At 51.1% G+C, this 22,045-nt stretch carries 19 protein-coding genes, 1 pseudogene and 1 riboswitch; of the genes and pseudogenes, 8 read left to right on the top strand and 12 right to left on the bottom strand.

Annotated features, from left to right (window positions below):
- Positions 1–8: 8 nt before the first annotated feature.
- Positions 9–998: a zinc-dependent alcohol dehydrogenase gene (locus ELY33_RS03275; protein ID WP_126943887.1), complete on the bottom strand. Its 990-nt coding sequence runs from the start codon at positions 996–998 to the stop codon at positions 9–11.
- Between the two features lie 210 nt (positions 999–1,208).
- On the opposite strand from ELY33_RS03275, the gene ELY33_RS03270 reads away from it, so the two are divergent.
- The 4 genes and pseudogenes from ELY33_RS03270 to ELY33_RS03260 form a co-directional block, all read left to right on the top strand.
- The gene (locus ELY33_RS03270; protein ID WP_126943884.1) at positions 1,209–1,931 is read left to right on the top strand and encodes a CDP-alcohol phosphatidyltransferase family protein; all 723 of its coding nucleotides are present in this window, start codon (positions 1,209–1,211) and stop codon (positions 1,929–1,931) included.
- A gap of 326 nt (positions 1,932–2,257) precedes the next feature.
- Positions 2,258–3,910 carry a sodium:solute symporter family protein gene (locus ELY33_RS03265; protein WP_126943881.1) on the top strand — a complete coding sequence of 551 codons (1,653 nt, stop codon included), beginning with the start codon at positions 2,258–2,260 and terminating at the stop codon, positions 3,908–3,910.
- A 70-nt stretch (positions 3,911–3,980) separates the two neighbouring features.
- Positions 3,981–4,112, top strand: coding sequence for a putative transporter small subunit (locus ELY33_RS18040; RefSeq protein ID WP_244208555.1), 132 nt, complete (start codon positions 3,981–3,983; stop codon positions 4,110–4,112).
- A gap of 289 nt (positions 4,113–4,401) precedes the next feature.
- Positions 4,402–4,847 (top strand): annotated as a pseudogene (locus ELY33_RS03260) (aldo/keto reductase); the annotation flags it as partial.
- Positions 4,848–4,981: 134 nt separating this feature from the next.
- On the opposite strand, the gene ELY33_RS03255 reads toward ELY33_RS03260, so the two are convergent.
- The 5 genes from ELY33_RS03255 to ELY33_RS03235 all read right to left on the bottom strand — a co-directional run bounded on the left by ELY33_RS03255 (position 4,982) and on the right by ELY33_RS03235 (position 9,368).
- On the bottom strand, positions 4,982–5,245 hold the full coding sequence (locus ELY33_RS03255) for a Txe/YoeB family addiction module toxin (RefSeq protein ID WP_126943878.1): 264 nt from the start codon (positions 5,243–5,245) through the stop codon (positions 4,982–4,984).
- Entirely contained in the window at positions 5,242–5,484 is a 243-nt protein-coding gene (locus tag ELY33_RS03250; RefSeq protein ID WP_058092928.1) for a type II toxin-antitoxin system Phd/YefM family antitoxin, read from the bottom strand. Before ELY33_RS03250 ends, ELY33_RS03255 begins: the two co-directional genes overlap by 4 nt.
- 144 nt (positions 5,485–5,628) lie before the next feature.
- The gene (locus tag ELY33_RS03245) at positions 5,629–6,174 is read right to left on the bottom strand and encodes a DUF6624 domain-containing protein (RefSeq protein WP_126943875.1); all 546 of its coding nucleotides are present in this window, start codon (positions 6,172–6,174) and stop codon (positions 5,629–5,631) included.
- Positions 6,175–6,298: 124 nt separating this feature from the next.
- Positions 6,299–7,972 carry an AIPR family protein gene (locus tag ELY33_RS03240; protein WP_126943872.1) on the bottom strand — a complete coding sequence of 558 codons (1,674 nt, stop codon included), beginning with the start codon at positions 7,970–7,972 and terminating at the stop codon, positions 6,299–6,301.
- Positions 7,973–8,126: 154 nt separating this feature from the next.
- A complete protein-coding gene (locus tag ELY33_RS03235) occupies positions 8,127–9,368 on the bottom strand; it encodes a hypothetical protein (RefSeq protein ID WP_126943870.1) in 1,242 nt (413 codons plus the stop codon).
- A 223-nt stretch (positions 9,369–9,591) separates the two neighbouring features.
- A riboswitch (TPP riboswitch) is annotated at positions 9,592–9,755 on the top strand.
- Between the two features lie 86 nt (positions 9,756–9,841).
- Between ELY33_RS03235 and tenA the strand changes: the two genes are divergently transcribed.
- A complete protein-coding gene (gene tenA / locus ELY33_RS03230; RefSeq protein WP_126944268.1) occupies positions 9,842–10,525 on the top strand; it encodes a thiaminase II in 684 nt (227 codons plus the stop codon).
- 44 nt (positions 10,526–10,569) lie between these two features.
- Complete coding sequence (thiC, locus tag ELY33_RS03225; protein ID WP_126943867.1) at positions 10,570–12,516, top strand: phosphomethylpyrimidine synthase ThiC; 1,947 nt, start codon at positions 10,570–10,572, stop codon at positions 12,514–12,516.
- A 56-nt stretch (positions 12,517–12,572) separates the two neighbouring features.
- Here the strand turns inward: thiC and ELY33_RS03220 are convergent, their stop codons facing one another.
- From ELY33_RS03220 to ELY33_RS03195, 6 genes are all read right to left on the bottom strand, one after another.
- The gene (locus tag ELY33_RS03220) at positions 12,573–13,652 is read right to left on the bottom strand and encodes an NAD(P)-dependent alcohol dehydrogenase (RefSeq protein WP_126943864.1); all 1,080 of its coding nucleotides are present in this window, start codon (positions 13,650–13,652) and stop codon (positions 12,573–12,575) included.
- Positions 13,653–13,832: 180 nt separating this feature from the next.
- Complete coding sequence (locus ELY33_RS03215) at positions 13,833–14,015, bottom strand: CsbD family protein (protein WP_126943861.1); 183 nt, start codon at positions 14,013–14,015, stop codon at positions 13,833–13,835.
- Between the two features lie 186 nt (positions 14,016–14,201).
- Entirely contained in the window at positions 14,202–15,530 is a 1,329-nt protein-coding gene (locus ELY33_RS03210; RefSeq protein WP_126943858.1) for a TRAP transporter large permease, read from the bottom strand.
- Positions 15,527–16,042, bottom strand: a complete 516-nt coding sequence (locus ELY33_RS03205) for a TRAP transporter small permease subunit (protein ID WP_126943855.1) — start codon at positions 16,040–16,042, stop codon at positions 15,527–15,529. The genes ELY33_RS03210 and ELY33_RS03205 overlap by 4 nt, the downstream gene beginning before the upstream one ends.
- Positions 16,043–16,137: 95 nt before the next feature.
- Complete coding sequence (locus tag ELY33_RS03200) at positions 16,138–17,190, bottom strand: type 2 periplasmic-binding domain-containing protein (protein WP_126943852.1); 1,053 nt, start codon at positions 17,188–17,190, stop codon at positions 16,138–16,140.
- Between the two features lie 405 nt (positions 17,191–17,595).
- A complete protein-coding gene (locus ELY33_RS03195) occupies positions 17,596–18,516 on the bottom strand; it encodes an EamA family transporter (RefSeq protein ID WP_126943849.1) in 921 nt (306 codons plus the stop codon).
- A gap of 151 nt (positions 18,517–18,667) precedes the next feature.
- Between ELY33_RS03195 and ELY33_RS03190 the strand changes: the two genes are divergently transcribed.
- Both ELY33_RS03190 and pta read left to right on the top strand, forming a co-directional pair.
- Entirely contained in the window at positions 18,668–19,852 is a 1,185-nt protein-coding gene (locus ELY33_RS03190; protein ID WP_126943846.1) for an acetate/propionate family kinase, read from the top strand.
- Entirely contained in the window at positions 19,849–22,032 is a 2,184-nt protein-coding gene (gene pta, locus ELY33_RS03185; RefSeq protein WP_126943843.1) for a phosphate acetyltransferase, read from the top strand. The genes ELY33_RS03190 and pta overlap by 4 nt, the downstream gene beginning before the upstream one ends.
- Positions 22,033–22,045: the final 13 nt, after the last annotated feature.

Raw genomic sequence — 22,045 nt, 5'->3', positions numbered from 1 at the left:
ATGTTTGGTTAAGCGGGCAATGGGTAACGAATTCGATGACAAAGCGCTGTACTACCAGGGCCGAACAGAGCAGGTGCCAGCGTTGGAAAATCGGCAAAATCGCTTTCACCACTGATCAGCGCATCTAACCGCTGGTCGGCGAGTAAGCGAAGGGCGAGCGCTAACCGGCGGCGGTAATTCCAACGCGGCACCAGCTTGGCAGGCAACTGCCCTACTTGGCTGGCGCTAAGCGTTAAACGTTGAGAATGAAAAGCGCCACCAAGTGGCAGCAACACATCGCCCTGGCCAAACCAACTCATTTCAATCACGCGGCCTTCGTTGCCTAGCAAACTCATAGCCAGCCGAAGGCCATCTGGTTGGCCACTGGCGTGAATCACACAGTCCTGATCGGTGGGTGCCTGCTCGGGCATACAGAAAGGGACGCCTAAATGCGTTGCCAAGGGTTCTCGCTCGGGGTTAATGTCGATCAAACGCACATCTACACCAGGAATTTGCGCACACAGATAGGCCACAAGCGCACCAACAACACCTGCACCGACCACACATATGCGCTCGCCAAGCATGGGGTTAGCATCCCACACGCCATTAATGGCAGTTTCCATATTGGCTGTTAACACTGCACGGTAAGCGGGAACGTCATCGGGGAGCGGCAAAACAGCGTCTGCAGGTACTACATAGTGGTCCTGATGCGGAAAGAGGCAAAAGACAGTTTTATCGAGTAGAGAGTTTGGCCCTTGCTCCACATAGCCAATACTGCAGTAACCATATTTAACAGGGAACGGAAATTCGCCCGCCTGAAAAGGGGCACGCATACGCGAGTATTCACTTTCGGGAACTCTTGAATTAAACACCAGCGATTCGGTGCCACGGCTAACGCCGCTGTAAAGGGCACGTACCCGCACCTCATTTTCGCTGGGTGACGTTAATGGCTCCTGCTTTAGCTCGCCATGCAGGGGGCGGGTCACCCAAAAAGCCGTAGCGGTATTAGGCGGCAACATGACATTTCCTTATGGTTAATGCTTCATCCATCCTCATAGCGTAGCTCAGGAAGCGAAGCGGTTGCTTAACCCATGTAAAGGCTTGAATGATTTTAAACAAACGTGATCACATCATGGACAACTTTACCTTCTTATACAAGAATGGTACATAGTAAAAAAATTGCACATTTTATTTCAACCGCAGGCCATTGCGCCGCTTTGCGAGTAAGCATGTCCTCTTTTTCGAATACCTCCAGTGCCTCAATACCCAAGCGCGTTTACACCCTGGCGGAAACGGTGCTGGCTAGCTTATTACTCGTTAGCCTGGGCATGCTGCTATCGACAATGGTTGCCAGCGCTGCGAACTGGTGGCTAGCCACTGGCTTTTACCTAGTAATGAGTGCGCTGGTAGTAAGTTTTTGGCCTTATGGGCCGTTAGGTTGGGCAAACCGCGTAACACTTGTACGCGGTGTATTAGTAGCCATAGTAATAGGTGCTCTGCCAGCGAATGCTTTTACTAATGCGATTTGGCTATGGCTAGCAGTGGCCGTTATTGCGCTGTTACTAGATGGAGTAGACGGCTGGATTGCCAGACGCACAAACACCCATACCCCGTTTGGGGCGCGCTTTGACATGGAACTGGATGCGGCATTGATTCTGATACTCTGCATCGGCTTATTGCAGAGCGAGCATTTGGGCGTTTGGGTACTGCTGATTGGCGGCATGCGCTATTTATTCGTTGCCGCTAGCTGGCCGTTTCCATGGCTAAAGGCACCGCTGTTTGCAAGTTTCCGGCGCAAAGCGGTGTGCGTTTGGCAAGTCGCTGCCCTGCTGCTGGCATTAACGCCGCTCACTTCCCCCTTTGCCACCAGCCTGCTTGCGCTGAGTGCGCTACTAACCCTTATCTACTCATTTGGGTTTGATGTGTGGTGGTTGTTTAAACAGCACCGTTAATTGCTTTATCGACACCAGCCCCCGCCACAAACCCGCCACACAGCTGGCTTCAAGCTGTACTGTTCACGCCTAAGGGAGTAGGGTAGCCATCCGGATCGGCCCACCCTGCGCTTTATTAAAGCTCACTGTGTGCGTTAATCCGACCCTTCTTAAGGCGCTTTTAACCAACGCCTGACTTATGCACGACCAGACTGCCAACCGCAGTCACCTTTCGCTGCAGATAGAAAGATAATCTGTTTTTTTGCTTACTTCCTGTGGCACCGCTCCATTAATGGATCGCTGGCTGCTATTTAGGATGCTAAGGCTGCAAAGCCTATGGGTATTCAATGAACGAAGAAAATTTCTATCAATTCTCGACGCTGACTGTTCTCGCCTTATTGGTGTTTTTTTACGGCGGCACTTACCTGCTGACCCTGCTGATTAAAAAGAAAAAGGAAAATACTGACGCCTTTATGGTGTCCAATCATCAGATAGGCTTTGGCCTAGGCGCTGCCAGCATGACCGCCACCTGGATATGGGCAGCCTCGTTCTACGGCGCCGCCACCTCGGGTTATACCTACGGCATTTCTGGGCCTTTGCACTACGGGCTATGGGGTGCGCTGATGATTCTGTTCATCTACCCCTTCGGCCGTCGTTTTCGCAAACTGGCACCCAATGCGCACACCCTGGGCGAGCTTATTCATGCTCGGCATGGTTCTTCCAGCCAACTGATTCTAGCCTCTTCTAACATCCTGGGTAGTATCATCAGCCTGATGGTTAACTTCACCGCTTCCGGCGCGCTAGTCTCGGTGCTTTCGCCCCTCTCCTTCCAGGCGGGCGTGATCATTGCGGGGGTTGGGGTGCTTTGCTACACGCTGTGGTCGGGCTTCCGCGCCTCGGTGCTGACTGACTTTGCTCAGCTAATGGCAATGATGGCCGTCGCCATTCTGATTATTCCAGCGGTGATGTTCGCCCTCGGCGGCCCGCAAACGCTATCAGAAGGCATGAGCTTACTCACGCCAGAGCAAGCCAACCTGTTCTCGATGGACGCGATTCTCAATCAAGGTGCCCCCTTCTTTGTGGCGGTGCTGGCCTATGCGATTGGTAACCAGACAATCTCCCAACGGCTATTCGCCGTGCGTGAAGACCACATTAAACCGACCTTTATCACCGCCACCATTGGTTACGGCGCGATTGTTATTGGGTTGGGCATGATTGGTTTGATGGCGCTGATGACCGGCATGGAGCCCATCGGTGGCGACATGAACAACCTGATACCGCAAATGGTGTCGATGTACCTCTCGCCGGTGTTTATCGCGCTGTTCTTTATTCTGGTGATTGGCTCGCTCTCCTCTACTGCCGATTCGGACCTTTCCGCTATGTCCGCGATTGTGATGGCCGATGTGTACGGCAAGAACATCGCTAAAAACAAACCCGACCCGACCAAGATGCTGTTTATTGGCAGGCTGACCATGATCGTCGCAACGCTGATCGGGGTAATTCTCGCCAGCTTCTCGATGGATATTCTGATCATGCTGGTCTTCGTTGGCGCACTCTGGGGTGCCATTGTGTTCCCAGTTATCGCCAGCTGCTTCTGGGATCGAATCACCAATACAGCCTTCACCTCGGCGGTAATTGCAGGTTTAGTAATGTTCTGCATCGCACGCTTTGAGTTGCTGCCCTTGGTCGGCGTAGTCGGCGGACTATTCGAATTACTCGCCGCCGTGGGCGGTGGCGTGGTGCTCGGCCTAATGGCATTCGGCTTCTGCGGACGCCGGGTAGGGTTGGTGTTCGGCACACTCTGCGCCATCGCGCTGGCCTACTTCAGCATTGGCTTCCTGAGGGACTACACGGTGCTGCTGGCTTCACTGATGGCCTACGGCGTTAGCACGATTGTTTGCATCGCGGTCAGCCTGATGAGTTCCAGTAAGTTCGACTTCTCACAAATTGATCAGAAAGTGATCAACTACGACCCAGCCAAGCCCGCTGCTAAAGGCTGAGCCACGTCACGCTAGCGTCACTTCAAATGCTGGTGTGCCATCGCGCACCAGCCAACTAACGGGAAAGCACATGCAAACTTTTATATTAGCGCTATATGTCCTTATCTGGCCGTTAATCTCCCTCGCCATCTTCGCGGTTATCGGCATCGCCACCGTAAAAGACATACGCGCCGCTAAGCGCAATAAGCGAGAGCTGGTGTAAGCGCCACTTGGTTAACTAAACAGCCCACTAGGGCTGTTTTTTTAAGGGCGCATTTTAGGGCTGGGTATTCTCCATCAAATATTCAGCTACCGCCTGATAGGCAGGCAGCGATGTTGGGTCGTTAGCGGCATTGCCTGCCACTGGGTCCTCAATATAGCGAGAACCACTGCGGCATTAGCGCCTGAACCGCCTTTTAAACCTTGTTAGATTGATCCACGTTAGATTGATCCACGCACTGGGATGGCAATGGGATGTCAGAGCAGCATAACAAGAGGAGATAGACATGCAGACGATTGATCTCTACCTGCTGCACTGGCGAGGCCAGTACCCACTAAGCGAAACCGTGGAAGCCTTTGAGCGGCTGCGCAAGCAGGGCAAGATACTGCGTTGGGGTGTATCAAACTTTGACGTTGACGACCTAGCCGAGCTAGACGCGCCAGCGTGCGCCACCAATCAGGTGTTCTACAACCCCGAATCACGGGGCATTGAGTTCGATCTGCTGCCTCGGCAAGCCCAACACAACATGCCGCTGATGGCCTACTGCCCCATCGGGCAAGGTGGCGCGCTGCTGCACAACGCCACCCCGGTGTGATTGCTATTCCGAAAGCCGTGGGCCTGGACCACCTCAAACAGAACGCCAACGCAGGTAGCATCCGGCTCGACGAAGACGATTTGGCACAGATCAACGCCGCTTACGCGCCGCCAACACGCAAACAGGGTTTAATGATGGTGTGACCAGACGAACCTTTCAAAGATGTTGGCAAACCAGCCCCCAAAAGACAGACTCGCGAGTTAATGCAGAGCGTTGCGGCAATTTTGGAGCCGCGAGGCGGTGGAAAAATCGTCCGGCAACAGCGGCTGGTTGTGCATTATTCGTAGTGGCTCCAGAGCCTAAGAACTTTCACCACTCGCTCGTCCTCAAGCACTTGGTAGACCAAACGATGCTGAATAGTGATGCGGCGTGAATAGGCCCCCGCAAGATCACCAATGAGCTTCTCAAACGGAGGCGGCTTGTGGAATGGATCTTCCGCTATCAGCGCTAACAATTCTTGGGCGTTTGATTTGAGGCCGCTGGAGGCCAACTTCTTTGCATCTTTCTGGGCTTGCTTGGTGTAAACCAACGTCCATGTCACCAGTCCAGCTCCTCATCGCATTCATCCACGGGGGTATCCATCCCCTCACGAATGGACTCCCTCATACCTGGCACGGAGAGCAGGTAAAGTGTTTCCTGAATGGCGGACCAGTCTTCTTCGGAAACCAGGACGGCTTTGTTGCGCTTACCCATGATGACGATGGGTTGGTGGGACTCGGCGGTCTCGTCGATCAACCGATAAAGGTTGCTCCGCGCCTCAGTGGCTGTGATTCCAGTCATGACGCACCTTTTGCGTGTTCAACATTCAACAAAGTGTACGCCTTTAGGTACGTACGTCAAGACGGACGCTCTGCATAACGCGGAGCGCACCGGTGGCCTTGACTCAGCGAAGCGGAGGCAAGGGCGTCCGAGTGCCGCGTTTGGTTAACTGGTTTGCTGGATATTGGCACGGCGTTTCCGCTCCTGCTCAGTCAGTTGTTCCTGGCGCTCCTCAAGGGAATTCAGCCCAAGACGCGCACGGCGTTCATTAACCGTAGCAGAGTCTTCAATGGGAAACGGTGTTGGCCACCCATTCTCATCAGTATCAAACTGGGTACCGTAGTATTGAGGCTTCCCAGATAAAGTGAGCACCCGATCCTGAAGGAACGCCAATTGCCAACCCGCCACATCCTCTCTGGCAACGGCCTCTTCAAGCAGATCAACACATTTCGCCATGAACTCGGCATCTGAAACAGAATGCTGAACGACTAACCAAGCAGCTTTCGCACCCTCTTCCCAAGCTAGCGAAATGCCGGGCCAGCCGTGATCACCAATAATCTCCTTCAGCCGGGAAGCATTGTGCTCATGCAGGGCTTTCATCCGGGGATGATAAGACTCGGATGGTAGCTCTCCAGAATCGAAGAGTTGCTGCAACAACCGCTGGTCTCCCGTCATCATTGTAACCAGCTCATCCGCAAGATTCTGTTTCATGGGCTCCCTCCCAGTTAACGCTTTGCTCACCGGCACATACTACGGAGAGCGTTTTTGTGTAGAATGGAGCGCAGCGACTACACAAAAACGAGCGTGGTAGTATGTGTCCGTGTGCAGCATATTGTTAGCTCAGGAGTTTGGCTACAAGAGCCGACCCCTTTGCAACTTGGTCGGTTGCTCCTAATTCATTAAACTCTGCAAGTACTTGTTGAAGTGATTCACTAAGAATTTCACTAGATAAATCTACGTTTGGTAATTCCGAAAATTTTTGCTCTATTTCTTGATGAGCACCTGCTATTTTTATACTAGCCACCATTGCCACATAAAATTTGATATTCGTGGTAGTCTTTCTTTCTAACTGAATCTCGCAATTTTCTGGCTTCAGGTATGCTTCAACAGCTTTCATTATTTGAACTGCTTTGAGGTATATATCAATGGGCTTATCTAAGCTAAATATTTTTTTATATTCGACGTCAGAATTTATCAACGTTGAAGGGCGAGCCCTTGCGCTATCAGGTTTTAAAAGCATGATAGCCATCATTGCTTGCGCCATATAAGAAATACTTATGATCTTAGCAACTGGCATTCCCTGGTTTTTGTAAAAATTTTTCTTCCTGTCGTAGTAATAACCGTTTGACTTAAGAAAGTCTTCAATATTTCTATGGATGTCATCGGAGCTTCTTAGTGAAGCAGGCGGAATAGATGTTTGACTGTTGGTGGCTCGTATAATTCGGTCTCTAGCTTCTTCATCTTGTTCGCATATCACTCTTACAAGCACGGCTCTTTCATCACCATCGTGATTCTCCAGCTGCGAGAAATATTGGTATAATTCATGTGATGTCTGCAGCCCATTAACAATTTGAGGATCTTCAATTGTAAGTTGTTTTCCTGCCATTACTGCTTTAGGGGTAATAATAGTTACGCCATTATTCAGATACCAAAAGTTTTCTGATTCTTTATTCTCAAGTGTCTTCCTTATTCCCGTATTGACTACAACGCTACCCTGATAATCTCGAACATTCGATTCGAATATACTGCGTGCCAACGACCCAGAATCAGATATGAACTCGTAGTATTTAGACAGACTAACTAGGCATAGATAACTACCGGCAGTTGTGCCAATTGGTGACTCCGCAACCTCAAGCACTCTCGAAGTAGACGGTACATTCCTAGTCATCTCAAGAAGTTCAGACGCACCTATAAATTCAAATGAAAATTCAGCACCACCAAACATTTTTACAATATCTTCTTGAAGCTTTGACACTTTCCCTGACACATTATGGTGCACGTCATCGCCCTGCGTAGCATAAAAATATCGTATTTCGATTTTTGGAAATGTCTTTGCTAACTTTGCATATAAATCTCTAAAAAGCTTAACCTTATCAATCAGATCAGCATTGTAGCGTGCAGCATAATCGTCTGGATTATTCGCCAAGTTAAACAAATCTTGAGCTGACTCTCTGAATTTTATTACAGCATCCTCTTTAAAGGAGGCCGAAGTCTTCGATTGAATTATAATCAGTTCAATATGGTTCTTTTTCTGGTTGGTATTTACTGGCGTATCTTCTTTTAATGGCTCGCCATTTATAAAGGTATAGATTGAATCAATTCCACCATCCCCACCATCACCTACTATCCCATAGAAAATGTCATCATAGGTAAGGTCATAATTCTTAAGTATTTCTGATGCAGAATATATCTCGAAATACTCCGACAGGGTCAGTTCATCGCCAGACTCAGCACATCGTTCCTTGATTATCTGCTCAAGAATTATCTGATCATTTGTCTTTTGGGCCATTTTTATTCCTTGGTAATGTGATGCTTACGCGCCCTCAAGGAGCTAACGCCCGCGTCACAGGCAAAATTTTAGTTACGACTTTTTTGCGATAGTGGCGAAGCCACGCACAAAAGGCGTGACAGAAATTTTGTCCTTGTGCACGCGCTTTTTAGTTTTATTCTGGATTAACATACATAAAATAAAACACAAATAAGCACTTAATCAAATGATTCAGCTTGTGCATTTCTCTATAGGCTAATAATATCTTCCGGCTAAAGTCTAAAAAGTACATTTCTTCGGACTTCTCTTGCTTGATGCCTTCTCTCTTTGGAAAGTAGGTCAATTTTTGGCTTACATCATCATACTCTGCTTTAAAATGAGCAATTGAATTTCGTAATTGATTATCAGCCACTTCTTTCGATATTGAATGCCAAGGGTCATCTAAAAGCTCAAGCTTTTGCCCAAAAGCTACGTCTGCATATTTATTTAGAGATGTAGGCACTTTCATTTTTTCGAGTGGCGCAAAAGAATTATGATCACCTCTCTTTTCTAAATTATTAACTGCTGCAATCAAAACGAGTTGTCGGGATAACACTTCCGATATATCTTTATATAGGTCTTTTATTTCATCAAAGTCATGTGAAGACACCCTATATGCCATTCTTGAATTTTCATATGTATTGTCAAAATCAAGAAACAAAGCAGGCCTAAATATTAGCTCAAAGTCCAACATTTTAGGGTATAACTGCAAGCAATCGTCTTGTAAGTTTTTCAAGAAGCCTGACCCTACCAACTCCTCAAGTAGTTTTTCGAATTCCGTTCTTTTATTTTCAGCGAACCATATGATCTTCTCCGTATAACCTTCAACGGTTTCAAGATTCTTTGTGGGTTCATTGAACGGAGAAAAACACCTTTCAAGTAAGTGATATAACGCGTAGTTCTGATCGATTTTCATTTTACAGTCAATATTAGACTCCAAAAAAGACAAGATCCGTTTCCTGTATAGTTTTTCCTTATTATTTCGATATAGCTTGATGATCTTTTTTATTTCAGGAGTTCTTTCAGAAATCTCATTCAAGGTATTCACACGAAAAGCATGAATTTGCATATTCTCATGACCGCATCTTTGGGATGCCATCATGAAGGGTGTCATACCCATTATATATTTATCAAAAGCAACAGGAAAATCCAAATGTAAGTCAACAAATGCAGTTTCGGAATCGAAAGGCCCTTTTGTTTCGATTTGATTTGCCCCTTCTATGGTTATTCCTTGGCCTAAATTTACGTTAATATCAATTGGCGAAAGACACTCTTCACAGACAAAGCGCAAGGGCTGAAGCCTTCGGTTCGACATGCCGACTCTACAATTTATGACTGTATTACAATCATCACATACTACAGACATATTAATATTCATCGAGATATATCCTTACTGCCGAAAACTAACAGTGATTATATGCCTCGCTACAAAATCCCAATAAACGCGACGTCACATTTATTGGGGTTTTGTAGCCACCCAATTTGACTCTACCCCATTGATTCCCATGAGGGCAAAGCCAATTTTGGCAGCATATCCAAAATTCGCGTGCTTGCGCGTGCCCCTTGCATCTCGTCTCTCCTCCTCCTAGACTGCTTTCACTAATTGCTTGACGGGGTGCCGGTGAATCCGGCTGAGATGGCGCAGGGCGTATCAACTTGATACTGCCAAAGCGTTGGTCCCGCTGAACCTGATCCGGCTAATGCGCTGCGGCTTACATAAGTTCGCAATGCGGGTACCGGCGTAGGGATCAAGCGATGGCCCCGGCTAGCTCTCTCTCACGATCGCACGCCACCTTCCGCGCCATCTTCTCGATCTCCGCCTACCTCCGGATCACGACTACCGGAGGCACCATGGGCTACCGCTTTACCGATCTTACCGATGCTTGCCAACACGACTGGCGTGCCTATATTGAGCACGATTTTGTCCGCCAGCTAGGCACCGCCGCGCTACCCGAACCCTCGTTTCGCCACTATTTAAAGCAGGATTACCTGTTTTTGATTCACTTCGCCCGCGCCTACGCGTTGGCCGCCTATAAAAGCACAACCTTAGCTGACCTGCGCCAAGCCCATGAAGGTTTAAAAGCCATTGTGGATGTGGAGCTGGGCCTGCACGTGGGCTTTTGCCGCGAGTGGGGCATCAGCGAAGACGAGCTAGCCACGTTGCCGGAAGCCCGAGCCACGCTGGCCTACACCCGCTATGTATTAGATACCGGCAACCGTGGCGACCTGCTTGATTTGCACGTGGCACTGGCCCCTTGCCTAGTGGGCTATGGCGAAATTGCCAACTGGTTGAACGCTCAGCCATTCACCCTGCGCGGCGCACGAAATCCTTATGACGCCTGGATCGCCATGTACGAAAGCGAGGAATTTCAGACCGCCATGCAGGCGGAGCTTGAATGGCTCAATGCTCGCCTTGCCGATGTCACCCCCACCCGCTTTGTCGAACTGAGCAAAATCTTCCGCGATGCCACGCGCCTGGAAATCGATTTCTGGCAGATGGGCCTAGACCTGATAGATGACGACCTTACCCATTAAACCAACACAACAACCATAATCAACAACGAAGGAAGACCGCCGTAATGACTAAGACGTTAAAAACTGAGACCTCAAAAAGTAAAACCAGCCACTTTCTCGCCGAAACCGCCCAAGTCGATGCTGCTGCTATTGCGCCGCTACCCGCCTCGCGCAAGGTGTATGTTGAAGGCTCACGGCCGGATATCCGCGTGCCGTTTCGGGAAATCACCCTGTCGCCGACCAAAACCAGCAGCATTGATGAAGAGAACCCGCCGCTGCTGGTGTACGACACCTCTGGCCCTTACACCGATCCAGCGGCCAACAACGATTTACGCCAGGGCTTACCCGCGCTGCGCCAGGCCTGGATTGAAGAGCGTGACGATACTGAGTTCCTAGCTGGCCCAACCAGTGAGTACGGCAATCGCCGCGCTAACGACCCAACGCTAGCCCAGCTGCGCTTTGATTTAACCCGCACCCCACGCCGGGCACTCTCTACAAAAGACGGCAGGCCAGGAAACGTCACCCAGCTGCACTATGCGCGCCAAGGCATTATTACCCCGGAAATGGAATTTATTGCCATCCGCGAGAATCAGCGTCGCCAGACGTTAGGCACTGCTGAGGTTGAACGCATTCTGGGCCATCAGCATCCCGGCCAAAGCTTTGGTGCAAAACTGCCAGACGAAATCACGCCGGAATTTGTGCGCGACGAAGTGGCCCGTGGGCGGGCGATTATTCCCAATAATATCAACCACCCTGAGTCCGAGCCGATGATTATTGGCCGTAACTTCCTGGTCAAGATTAACGGCAACTTGGGTAACTCAGCGGTCACCTCGTCGATTGAAGAGGAAGTCGACAAAATGACCTGGGGGATCCGCTGGGGATCGGACACCATCATGGATCTCTCGACCGGACAGAATATCCATGAGACCCGCGAGTGGATCATCCGCAACTCGCCGGTGCCGATTGGCACGGTGCCTATCTATCAGGCGCTCGAAAAGGTCAACGGCGTGGCTGAAAATCTAACGTGGGAAATCTTCCGCGACACCTTAATTGAACAAGCAGAACAGGGCGTCGATTACTTCACCATTCACGCAGGCGTACTGTTGCGCTATGTGCCACTGACGGCCAACCGCGTGACCGGTATTGTCAGCCGTGGCGGCTCGATCATGGCGAAGTGGTGTTTGTACCACCACCAGGAAAGCTTCCTATATACCCACTTCGAAGAGATCTGCGAGATTTGCAAGCAGTACGACGTAGCGTTTTCTCTTGGCGACGGCCTGCGTCCCGGATCAATTGCCGATGCTAATGACGCAGCGCAGTTCGCTGAGCTCGAGACGCTGGGTGAACTGACGAAGATCGCCTGGAAGCACGATGTTCAGGTGATGATTGAAGGCCCCGGCCATGTGCCCATGCACCTGATTAAGGAGAACATGGACAAGCAGCTCGAAGCGTGTCACGAGGCGCCTTTCTATACTCTAGGCCCGCTCACCACTGATATCGCCCCTGGCTATGATCACATTACCTCCGGCATTGGTGCGGCGATGATCGGTTGGTTTGGCTGTGCGATGCTTTGCTATGTCACGCCGAAAGAACACTTGGGCCTGCCAAATAAAGATGATGTTAAAACCGGCATTATTACCTACAAAATTGCCGCCCACGCGGCGGACTTGGCCAAGGGCCACCCGGCGGCACAGCGCCGCGATAATGCGCTTTCCAAGGCGCGCTTTGAATTCCGCTGGGAGGATCAGTTCAACCTGGGGCTGGACCCGGACACCGCCCGCGAATACCACGACGAGACCCTGCCGAAGGATTCCGCCAAGGTGGCGCACTTCTGCTCGATGTGCGGGCCGAAATTCTGCTCGATGAAAATAAGCCAGGAAGTACGCGATACCTACCGGGATCGCACGCCGGAAAATGCATCCGAAAGCGACGCTGACGCTGTTAAGCGCGGTATGCAGGAACAGGCGGAGAAGTTCCGCCGGGAAGGCAGCGAGCTGTATCAGGAGATTTAAAACGTCTCCTTAAACAGCCTCGCTGTCTAACATGGCCCTTGAGTGTTACTGGAGAATTACGAGACCTCAAGGGCTATTTTCAACACGCCGTCGCGCTGATGGGAGAACAGATCATAAGCATCAACAATATTTTCCAGGGCGTAGCGGTGGGTCACCATGGGGCCAAGATCTAATCGCCCTGCGGCAATAATGCTCATCAGTCTGCGCATGCGCTCTTTGCCGCCAGGGCAAAGTGACGTGATGATTTTGTGGTCGCCAAGGCCGGCACAGAAAGCACCCAGCGGTATTGTCAGGTCTTCGGAGTAAACGCCAAGGCTTGATAGCGTGCCGCCGGGTTTTAGCACCCGCAAGGCAGATTCAAAGGTTTGCTGCAGGCCGAGTGCTTCAATCGCCACATCAACACCGCGCCCACCCGTGAGTTTAAGAATTTCTTCGACGACATCTACTTTGCGGAAATCCACCGTTACGTCAGCACCCATCTGCTTGGCCATTGCTAAACGCTCATCGACACCGTCGACAGCGATGATCATGCCCGCTCCGCGTAACCGTGCCCCCGCCGTGGCACACAGCCCAATCGGGCCTTGCGCGAATACCACCACGATGTCACCAATTTTAATACCCGCTTTTTCGGCACCGGCAAAACCAGTTGACATAATATCGGGGCACATCAGTACCTGTTCGTCAGTCAGGCCGTCGGGGACAGGCGAGAGGTTTGCTTCGGCATCGGGCACCAAAAGGTACTCGGCTTGGGCACCGTCGATGGTGTTGCCAAAGCGCCAGCCACCCATCGGTTTGTACCCATGGCTATGGTGGCCACCATCTTGCGAGGAGCAGCCATCTTGGCAGGCGTAAGAGGTAAAACTCGGACAAATTGCTCCAGCGATGACTCGCTGGCCTTCTTGGTACCCTTTTACGTTGGCACCCAGCTTTTCAATCACACCCACCGGCTCATGGCCGATGGTTAAGCCGCGCTCAACCGGGTATTCACCTTTAAGGATATGAATATCGGTACCACATATGGTGGTGGTGGTCACGCGCATCAACGCATCGTTGGGACCGATCTCGGGAATGGGTTTGTCGTCAATTTCAATACGACCAGGCTCGACAAAAATGGCAGCTTTCATCATGGTAGGCATGGAACACGTCCTCAGTGAGGTTAGTCATGGCACATGATCATTAAGCAACAGCAAACAGCCAGTAATAGTGAGCTATGTCATCCTTTGTATCGCCATAAGAAACCACATAGCGCCCCTTCTTTTACGCTCAACAACCGGAACCCTGGGTTCCGGTTGTTGATATGAGAAAAGCGTAAAATATTACTTTTTCTTAGTCTTCTCCTTGAAGTCACCTTTGCCCTTTTGCAGTTCGCCTTTTACTTGCTGGGCTTTTCCTTTGGCTTCTGTTTTGCCACTTCCCGTTACTTTACCTGCCATTTCCTTTGCTTTTCCGGCGACTTTATTAGCACTACCTTTTGCTTTATCTTCTTTGCCGCTTGCCATGACGAACACCTCTAATCCGTTAGTGGGGATAATGTCGCTCACTAAGTGAATAATGACTTCGAAAGGCGACTCCTTTATTAGCGTAGCCTTTGCTGGAAAAGTTACCTCAATTACTTTCAGGTAGACGCGTTAGCACCCAATAATTCAGCAAGCGGTGCAAACACGCCTTTACCAATAAGATGCCCTCTAACGCCAGGAAGGCCCACCCATAACATCGGGTAACCAAAGCGCAATTTCTGGAAACGATAACACCAAGGCCAACACGACAAGCTGAGCCAGGATAAAAGGCACAACGCCTTTATACATATGCTTCAGCGTCACTTCAGGCGGGGTAATCGCTCGGAGGTAGAAAATAGCAGGCGCTAAGGGTGGTGTCAGATAGCTAGTTTGCAGCACCACCAAGAATGCGACACAGAACCAGATCTCATCAAAGCCCAGCATCCTTACAATAGGCATGGCCACAGGGATAATGATAAGTACCACCGAAATCAAATCCAGCACGAACCCTGCGATAAACGCAATCAGCAGGATCAGGCCTAAAATCATCCAAGGGCTAAAGCCTGTGTCCATCAGCAATGCCTGAACCGTCGCCATTCCGCCTGAGGCAAAAAACACCCCAGCAAACATACTGCCGCCCATCACAATCAGCAGAATCATGGCTGAAATACTCACGGTCTTAACCGCAGAACTCCACAATACCGGCACGCTCAAGTTCCGATAGGCAGCCGCCAGAATAATCGCGCCTAACGCACCACACGCCGCAGCTTCGGTGGGCGTTGCCATGCCCATCAGAATGGTGCCTAGCACGGTAAAAATCAGCAGCATGGTCGGCACTAACGCGACTAGCGTAATACGTATTTTTTTACCTAGCGCAATGTCCGGTTCCTGCTCTTGGATGCGTGGCGCCATTTCTGGCTTGAAGTACGCAACCCCGATGATATAGGCCATAAACATAAAAGCCATTAAGATCCCGGGGATCAGCAAACCACTAAACAGTGATCCCACCGATACCCCTGCGACAGGTCCAAGTATTACCACGGTAATAGAAGGCGGTATTGCAGTGCCCAGCGAACCACTGGCGCAAATTGTTCCTGACATCAGGCTCTTACTGTATTGATGTTTGAGCATAACGGGAATGGCCAGCATACCAATCACCGCTTCTGTGGCACCAACAACGCCACTGGAAGCAGCAAACAGGGTGCCTAAAATAATGGCACCGATACCTAGCCCGCCGGGCAGGCGGCGCGTCCACATATGAATCGCTTCAAACAACCGCTCGGCAATGCCTGAACGCTCTAGCATTGCGCCCATAAAGATAAATAGCGGTACTGCTGCAAGAATTGAATTAGATGCCGTGTCTTCAATCTTGGTCAACAGCTGATAAGCCGCAACATCGCCAAACTGAATGATGCCGAAGCCGGTTGCCACTAGAATCATCGAGAAAGCGATTGGAAAACCAGCAATGATTAACGTCATCAAGGCAGGGAACATCAGCAACGCAAGATAGCTACTCATTCGGCTGACTCCTCAGATTGATGTCTACCGGTTAACAAACACAGTGATTTCAGTAACTCAGCGAACACTTGAAGTGCCAACAGCGCAAAACCAACAAACCATACCGTGAAAATTGGCCATACCACTGGGTTCCAGGCGGAACGTCCTGAACGCTCATTGGTTTCAAAAGCAGAGAGTGCGTATTTAGAAAGCTCCCATACCAGCCATACCAACACCGGCAGGAAAAGCACATAGCCAATTGCCCGTATGGCGGCATTTGCGCGTTTGCTCAGCTGTAGAGAGACAATGTCCACACTGACGTGTTGGCCTATGCGCAAGGCATTGGCCATACCCAGCATAAACATCGCTCCCATGACCATGTAACTGACTTCAAACGCCCATAACGTAGGGCGGCCTGCCACGTACCGGCTCAGCACTTCAATGATCAATGCGCCAATTAAAGGCAGTACAAGAAGAGCGCCCAACCAGCCAGCAAAGCGGGTCAGCGCTTCTATGGATCGGATTAGTTTCATGACGGGATCTCTGCGTATAGGGAGGGGGAACAGGAAGCAGACGCCAACAAAAGAGAGGCCCGCGAAGGCCTCTCTGATCATTTACTCAAAAAATGCTAGCGGCCCATAACACCGATCGGCAGACGATATTCCGACCAGCTGTTCATGCCATTCTTAAAGGAGCGCTGAGATTCAAGAACACGGGCAAACCACTCGTTTTCAGCGGCGTATTCATCTTCCCACTTGGTCGTTTCTTCATAGATAGCATCGATGAAAGACTGGTCTAACTCGACAATCTCATTAGGACCATCAACTAGCTCTTGATAGGCTTCCAGGTCAGCATAAGAGCTAGCAAGCCATGTATCGAAAACCGACAATTTACCAGCAAGGCGCAGCATGCTCTGGTCATTTTCGCTTAGCTCTTCCCAGGTGTCGCTATTGACCTGACACTCAAGAAAGCCACCCGATTGGTGCACGCCAGGCGTAATAACGTACTGCGCGACTTCCTGGAACCCTGTTGGACGGTTCATTTCAGGGCTTCCCCACTCGGCAGCATCAATCACGCCACGTTCAAGGGCGCTGTAGATATCACTACCTGCCATAACAACCGTAGAAGCACCTAAGCGAGACGCAATTTCAGCCCATGCGCCGGAAGTACGCAGGCGCAGCCCCTGAAAATCTTCAAGCGTTCTGACAGGCTTATTTGAGTGAAGGAAAATTTCGGTGCCGAGAATGGCACACGGGAACGCGACGACATCAAACACTTCAAGACGATACTCTTCGTAAAGGTCAGCACCACCACCTTCGTACATCCACAGCATGAACTCTTCAGGCGTTAGACCGCTGGAGTGGCCAGCTAACAGAGCGGTGGTCGGGTCGGTGCCATAGTCATAGTTAATATAGTTATGGCTTACCTGAGCAACGCCCGATTTCACGGTGTTGGTAACACGCAGTGCACTGCCTAGCGTGCCGCCAGGATAGACTTCGATTGCGATCTTTCCGTTTGTCAGCTCGGCAACGCGGTCTGCAAACATCTGCGCATCGCGCTCAAGCCACGGGCCACCGCTCCATGGTGTTGCCATACGCCAATCAATTTCAGCGGCACTTGCAGTTGTTGCAAGGCCAGCACTAAGTCCTACTGCCAAGGCAATTTTACTAATGTTATACATGGTAGTTTCCCTTTGTAGAGCGTTATGAGGTTGTTCGCTGGCTACCTGTAGTAATAGTTATTAATTATTAACACTATCAGCTTCGCAAGCGCAGCATTTGGCCCAAACTCTGAAAAGATATGCTCATCCTCAGGCATGCGGGCCAATGCAACCCACTACCTTCAGCGAAGAGAAAACCGCCACCTATCGAACGACAAATATTCACTATTTTTCAACAACGAGCACATATAAAAAGCCCCTACTACGTCAATGCGTGATAGGGGCTTCGCTATGTGGCGGTAACCAAACGGGTATACCAGTACAAATTAATGTCTATGCCCTGGCACATTTCGGTGAGGGCTCACCTCTGTAAAAAACGCAATTTTCCGACCCAACTTGCGTGTAATTTCTTTTTTTCTCTCTTGCTTACCGACCTTTAGAAAGGCTAAGCACCACAATGCCGCCAACGACCACTGCCCCACCAACCAATTGGCTTGGGCTTAGCATCTGACCTAACACGATATAACCGAGCAACAAGGACGCTACCGGCTCGAAGTTCATAACCGGGGCGTTACGGGCCATATCCAGGCGCGGCACAAAAATAAACAGTAAGGAAAAAGCGCTGCCATATAGCAAGGCCAACAGCGACAGCCCAATCCAGCCGGCGCTGTTATCCGGCAAACTCATGCCGCCGGGTACCGCACCGAGCAACCCACCAATCATCATGACAATAAAGACAGTTTGCATGGTCAGCAGGCTGCGTAACGTGCTGCCCACCCCGGCTAAACGGTGCTCGGTGACCCACAGCGCGCAAGCAAACGCAAAGGCAGCACTTAACCCAAACCCAATACCGACTACCCACTCAGGCCCCATAGCATTGGCATCCGCGAACCAACTCGGTATATCGAGCACCACTAACAGACCAATCAAAATAGTGCCCATAATCAGGCAGCTGCGCAGCGAAGGCCTAGGACCGCCCAGCACCCAACTTAACAGCGCTAATTGAATGGGAAAGGTGTTGACCAGCAGCAGCGCAATAACCACTGGCAAGCGTGCAACCGCTGAATAAAGGCTCACGCTTTGAATGGCAATCAGAAGCCCCACCGCCAACTGCCACGGCCATGTGCCGGGCGGCAACCAAAGTCGCTTTTTCTGAACCACTACTAGCGTCAGCAAAATCAAACATGCCACCCCGGAGCGCATCAGCACCGCAAGCAGCAAACCAGTGCCGTTATCAAACGCCAGACGCGCGGACACATGGTTAGCTGCAAACATGGTGGCCACCGACATCATCAGCAAAATGGCTAGATGGCGAGGCAATAACGTGGGTAACGACGTAGTAGACATAGAAAAAAAAGGCTCGCGATAAGTAGAGTAACAACCAGAATGACGACATTTTATGGCGAAGGCTAACGAATACTGCGCTAATATCTTGCAGTGCAGCATGTTAAACTAAGGTCTACCCTTATTTTATGCTAACTACTTTACAAAGGTTGTTATGAATACACCGGTGCTGGTCATTAACTGCGGCTCTTCTTCTATTAAATATGCGTTGATTGATTCAGACCCTAAGGCACCGCGCTTAGCCGGTCTAGCAGAGCGTTTAGGCAGTGGCGAGGCACGATTGAAAGGTAAGAACAGTGCGGGCGAAGGTTTTACCCAACCGCTGCCTAATGCTGATCACGCTGAAGCGCTAAGCGCTATTCTAAAGCGCCTGGAAGGTCGAGTACCCGGCGCGGTTGGGCACCGTATTGTTCACGGCGGTGAGCGCTTCACTCAGGCAGCCATGATTGACGATAGCGTAATTGCCGCCATTGAAACGACGGCAACACTCGCGCCGCTGCATAACCCGGCTAACTTAGCGGGCATTGCTGCCACTCGACGCGTTTTTCCAGACCTGCCCCAGGTAGCGGTATTTGATACCGCTTTCCACCAAACACTACCGCCACGCGCCTACCGTTATGCCCTACCGGAAGCGCTGTATAGCGAGCATGGCATCCGTCGATACGGTTTCCATGGCACTAGCCACGCGTATGTCAGCCAGCGCGCCAGCGAACTCAGCAGCCGTGGCGCAGGTGGCTGGCTAACCGCTCACCTGGGCAATGGTTGCTCTACCAGCGCCATATGGAACAACCAAAGCCTGGATACCAGCATGGGCCTTACGCCGCTGGAAGGGTTAGTGATGGGAACCCGCAGCGGTGATGTTGACCCTGGCTTGCATGCTCATCTTCACCGTCAGCTTGGCTGGTCGCTGGAAGAGATCGACAACGTGCTCAACAAACAGAGTGGTTTGTTAGGCCTTTCTGGGCTGACCAATGATATGCGTGAAATAGAAGACCAAGCACTGGCTGGCCATCAAGATGCCAAACTCGCACTGGAGGTATTCTGCTACCGAGTTGCTAAATCGCTGGCCGCCCTCTCTTGTGCTTTACCTCAACTGGATGGCGTCGTGTTTACCGGTGGCATTGGCGAGAACTCACCGTTCGTTCGCCGTAACGTATTGGCGCTATTGCCCCATTTTGGTTTCAGCTTAGATGAAATGGCTAACGAAGCCACTATTCGCGGTAAAGAAGGCACGCTGGACAACGCTGACCACACTGGTCCCGAAGTGTGGGTAATTCCTACTGATGAAGAGGGCCGTATCGCCATGGAAACCCGCCACTGCGTGGAGACATCTAAATGAACAGCTCTGCCGAGCAGCCTCAAGCCATTTTACTGGTACCCACCAGCATGGGCGCTGGGCTAACCTCCGCTTGCCTGGGGTTAATTCAAGCACTGGATACCATCGGTCTAAAAGCCGGTTTTTTGAAGCCATTTATGCAAAATGAGCTGAACGGCCCAGGGCTTGACCGTTCAACCGCGCTGGTGTCGCGCACGCTGAATCAACGCCCACCGTCACCCATTTCCCAAACGAGACTTGAACGCTTACTGCGCGATAATCAAACCGATGAGCTAATGGAAAATGTCATTGAGCTTTTTGAACAGGTCACTCAGCAAGCCCATCGGGACGGCAGCGCGCTAGACTTAGTAGTGGTAGAAGGCGTTGTTCCCACCCAACACACCACCTACGCCACCCAAACCAACGCCCAGTTGGCAGATGCCCTTAACGCGCGAATTATTCTGGTGGGCACCGGCGATTTAAACGAGCCGCAGCGGCTTGCCGAAGAACTGGACATGCATGCCAGAAGCTTTGGCGGCGTTAGCTCCAGCCGTACCCTGGGTGGTATTTTAATGCGCATGAAGAACCTGCCTTATGGACAGGAAGACGACCTTTCTGCGGCCCCAGGTACAATTAAGCCACACCTTGAAGAGCCAGTACTGAATGAACTGCGCCGCTTTTCTCCAGCGCTAGCAACAGACCGTTTTCATCTGATTGGCGTGGTACCTTACAGCAATACCTTGAGCGCACCGCGCACGTTAGATGTGGCGCGAGCGCTGAATGCCAAGATGCTCAATGAAGGGGAAGCCGCCACCCGCCGCGTGCTGTCCACCAGCCTATGCGCACGAAGTGCCGCCAATGCGCTGCATATTTTCAAACCGGGTAGCTTGGTCGTCGCCTCGGGTGACCGTGATGATGTTGTTTTGGCATCGGCGTTGGCCACCATGAATGGCACTCAGCTAGCAGGTATCTTGCTGACCAATGGCTTCCTGCCAAACGACAACATGATTGAAATGTGCCGGCCGGCTCTTAAAACGGGTCTTCCGGTACTGGTAGTGGAAACTGACAGCCTGACCACCGCTCAGAATCTCAGCCAGCTCAGCCGTGAAATCCCCATGGATGATTTCGAAAGAGCCGAACAGGTGGCACGCTTTGTGGCTGCCCACATGGATTTAGAGTGGCTTAAAGCCAAACTCAACCTTGGCTACATTCATCGCCTATCGCCATCCGCATTTCGCCACCAACTTGTCAAAGTTGCTCAGCAGGCTAAGAAGCGCATTGTGCTGCCTGAAGGCGATGAGCCACGCACCATTGAAGCCGCGATTGTTTGTCAGCGGCGAGGAATTGCCGACTGCGTGCTGCTCGGCAAACGTGAGGACATCGAAAACGTTGCCCGTCATCGCGGTCTGACGCTACCCGATACGCTAACGATTATTGACCCTGAAAGCACCCGAGCCCGCTATATCAGCCCAATGGTAGAGCGTCGCCGGGGCAAACTTAACGAATTAACCGCCGAAGCCCAACTGCAAGACAACGTGGTGCTGGGCACTATGATGCTGCAGCTAGATGAGGTTGATGGCCTAGTATCAGGCGCTGTGCATACCACGGCGAACACCGTGCGCCCAGCATTTCAGTTGATCAAAACGGCGCCTGAATACAATCAGGTGTCTTCGATCTTCTTTATGCTGCTGCCTGAACAGGTGGTGGTGTACGGCGATTGCGCCGTTAACACTGACCCAGACGCAGAAACCCTGGCCGAAATTGCCCTGCAAAGCGCACGCTCCGCCGAAGCGTTTGGTATTGAACCGCGGGTGGCGATGATCAGCTACTCCACCGGCGACTCTGGCACCGGTGCGGATGTTGATAAAGTGCGCGAAGCTACTCGCATTGCCAAGGAGCGTGCCCCACATCTCGCTATTGATGGACCGCTACAATACGACGCCGCCGCCATTGAAAGTGTTGGTAAACAAAAAGCACCGGATTCACCTGTCGCGGGCAAAGCGACCGTGTTTGTGTTCCCTGATCTCAACACCGGCAACACAACCTATAAAGCCGTACAGCGTAGTGCCCGTGTGGTCAGCGTTGGCCCGATGCTGCAGGGTTTAAACAAGCCAGTGAATGATCTTTCCCGCGGTGCGCTAGTAGACGATATCGTTTACACCATCGCCCTCACCGCAATTCAAGCCAGCCAGCGGGAAAGCTAGCCCGCCAGCAACT

Origin of the sequence: Vreelandella andesensis, from assembly GCF_003989795.1 — a bacterium.
GTDB classification, from domain to species: Bacteria; Pseudomonadota; Gammaproteobacteria; order Pseudomonadales; family Halomonadaceae; genus Vreelandella; species Vreelandella andesensis.
This window is presented reverse-complemented; position numbering and strand designations above follow the sequence as displayed.

Bases quoted from the DNA above. Each gene is read 5' to 3' on its own strand.
- ELY33_RS03275 (WP_126943887.1), bottom strand. From the start codon at position 998: ATGTTGCCGCCTAATACCGCTACGGCTTTTTGGGTGACCCGCCCCCTG.
- ELY33_RS03270 (WP_126943884.1), top strand. From the start codon at position 1,209: ATGTCCTCTTTTTCGAATACCTCCAGTGCCTCAATACCCAAGCGCGTT.
- ELY33_RS03265 (WP_126943881.1), top strand. From the start codon at position 2,258: ATGAACGAAGAAAATTTCTATCAATTCTCGACGCTGACTGTTCTCGCC.
- ELY33_RS18040 (WP_244208555.1), top strand. From the start codon at position 3,981: ATGCAAACTTTTATATTAGCGCTATATGTCCTTATCTGGCCGTTAATC.
- ELY33_RS03250 (WP_058092928.1), bottom strand. From the start codon at position 5,484: ATGACTGGAATCACAGCCACTGAGGCGCGGAGCAACCTTTATCGGTTG.
- ELY33_RS03245 (WP_126943875.1), bottom strand. From the start codon at position 6,174: ATGAAACAGAATCTTGCGGATGAGCTGGTTACAATGATGACGGGAGAC.
- ELY33_RS03240 (WP_126943872.1), bottom strand. From the start codon at position 7,972: ATGGCCCAAAAGACAAATGATCAGATAATTCTTGAGCAGATAATCAAG.
- ELY33_RS03235 (WP_126943870.1), bottom strand. From the start codon at position 9,368: ATGAATATTAATATGTCTGTAGTATGTGATGATTGTAATACAGTCATA.
- tenA (WP_126944268.1), top strand. From the start codon at position 9,842: ATGGGCTACCGCTTTACCGATCTTACCGATGCTTGCCAACACGACTGG.
- thiC (WP_126943867.1), top strand. From the start codon at position 10,570: ATGACTAAGACGTTAAAAACTGAGACCTCAAAAAGTAAAACCAGCCAC.
- ELY33_RS03220 (WP_126943864.1), bottom strand. From the start codon at position 13,652: ATGCCTACCATGATGAAAGCTGCCATTTTTGTCGAGCCTGGTCGTATT.
- ELY33_RS03215 (WP_126943861.1), bottom strand. From the start codon at position 14,015: ATGGCAAGCGGCAAAGAAGATAAAGCAAAAGGTAGTGCTAATAAAGTC.
- ELY33_RS03210 (WP_126943858.1), bottom strand. From the start codon at position 15,530: ATGAGTAGCTATCTTGCGTTGCTGATGTTCCCTGCCTTGATGACGTTA.
- ELY33_RS03205 (WP_126943855.1), bottom strand. From the start codon at position 16,042: ATGAAACTAATCCGATCCATAGAAGCGCTGACCCGCTTTGCTGGCTGG.
- ELY33_RS03200 (WP_126943852.1), bottom strand. From the start codon at position 17,190: ATGTATAACATTAGTAAAATTGCCTTGGCAGTAGGACTTAGTGCTGGC.
- ELY33_RS03195 (WP_126943849.1), bottom strand. From the start codon at position 18,516: ATGTCTACTACGTCGTTACCCACGTTATTGCCTCGCCATCTAGCCATT.
- ELY33_RS03190 (WP_126943846.1), top strand. From the start codon at position 18,668: ATGAATACACCGGTGCTGGTCATTAACTGCGGCTCTTCTTCTATTAAA.
- pta (WP_126943843.1), top strand. From the start codon at position 19,849: ATGAACAGCTCTGCCGAGCAGCCTCAAGCCATTTTACTGGTACCCACC.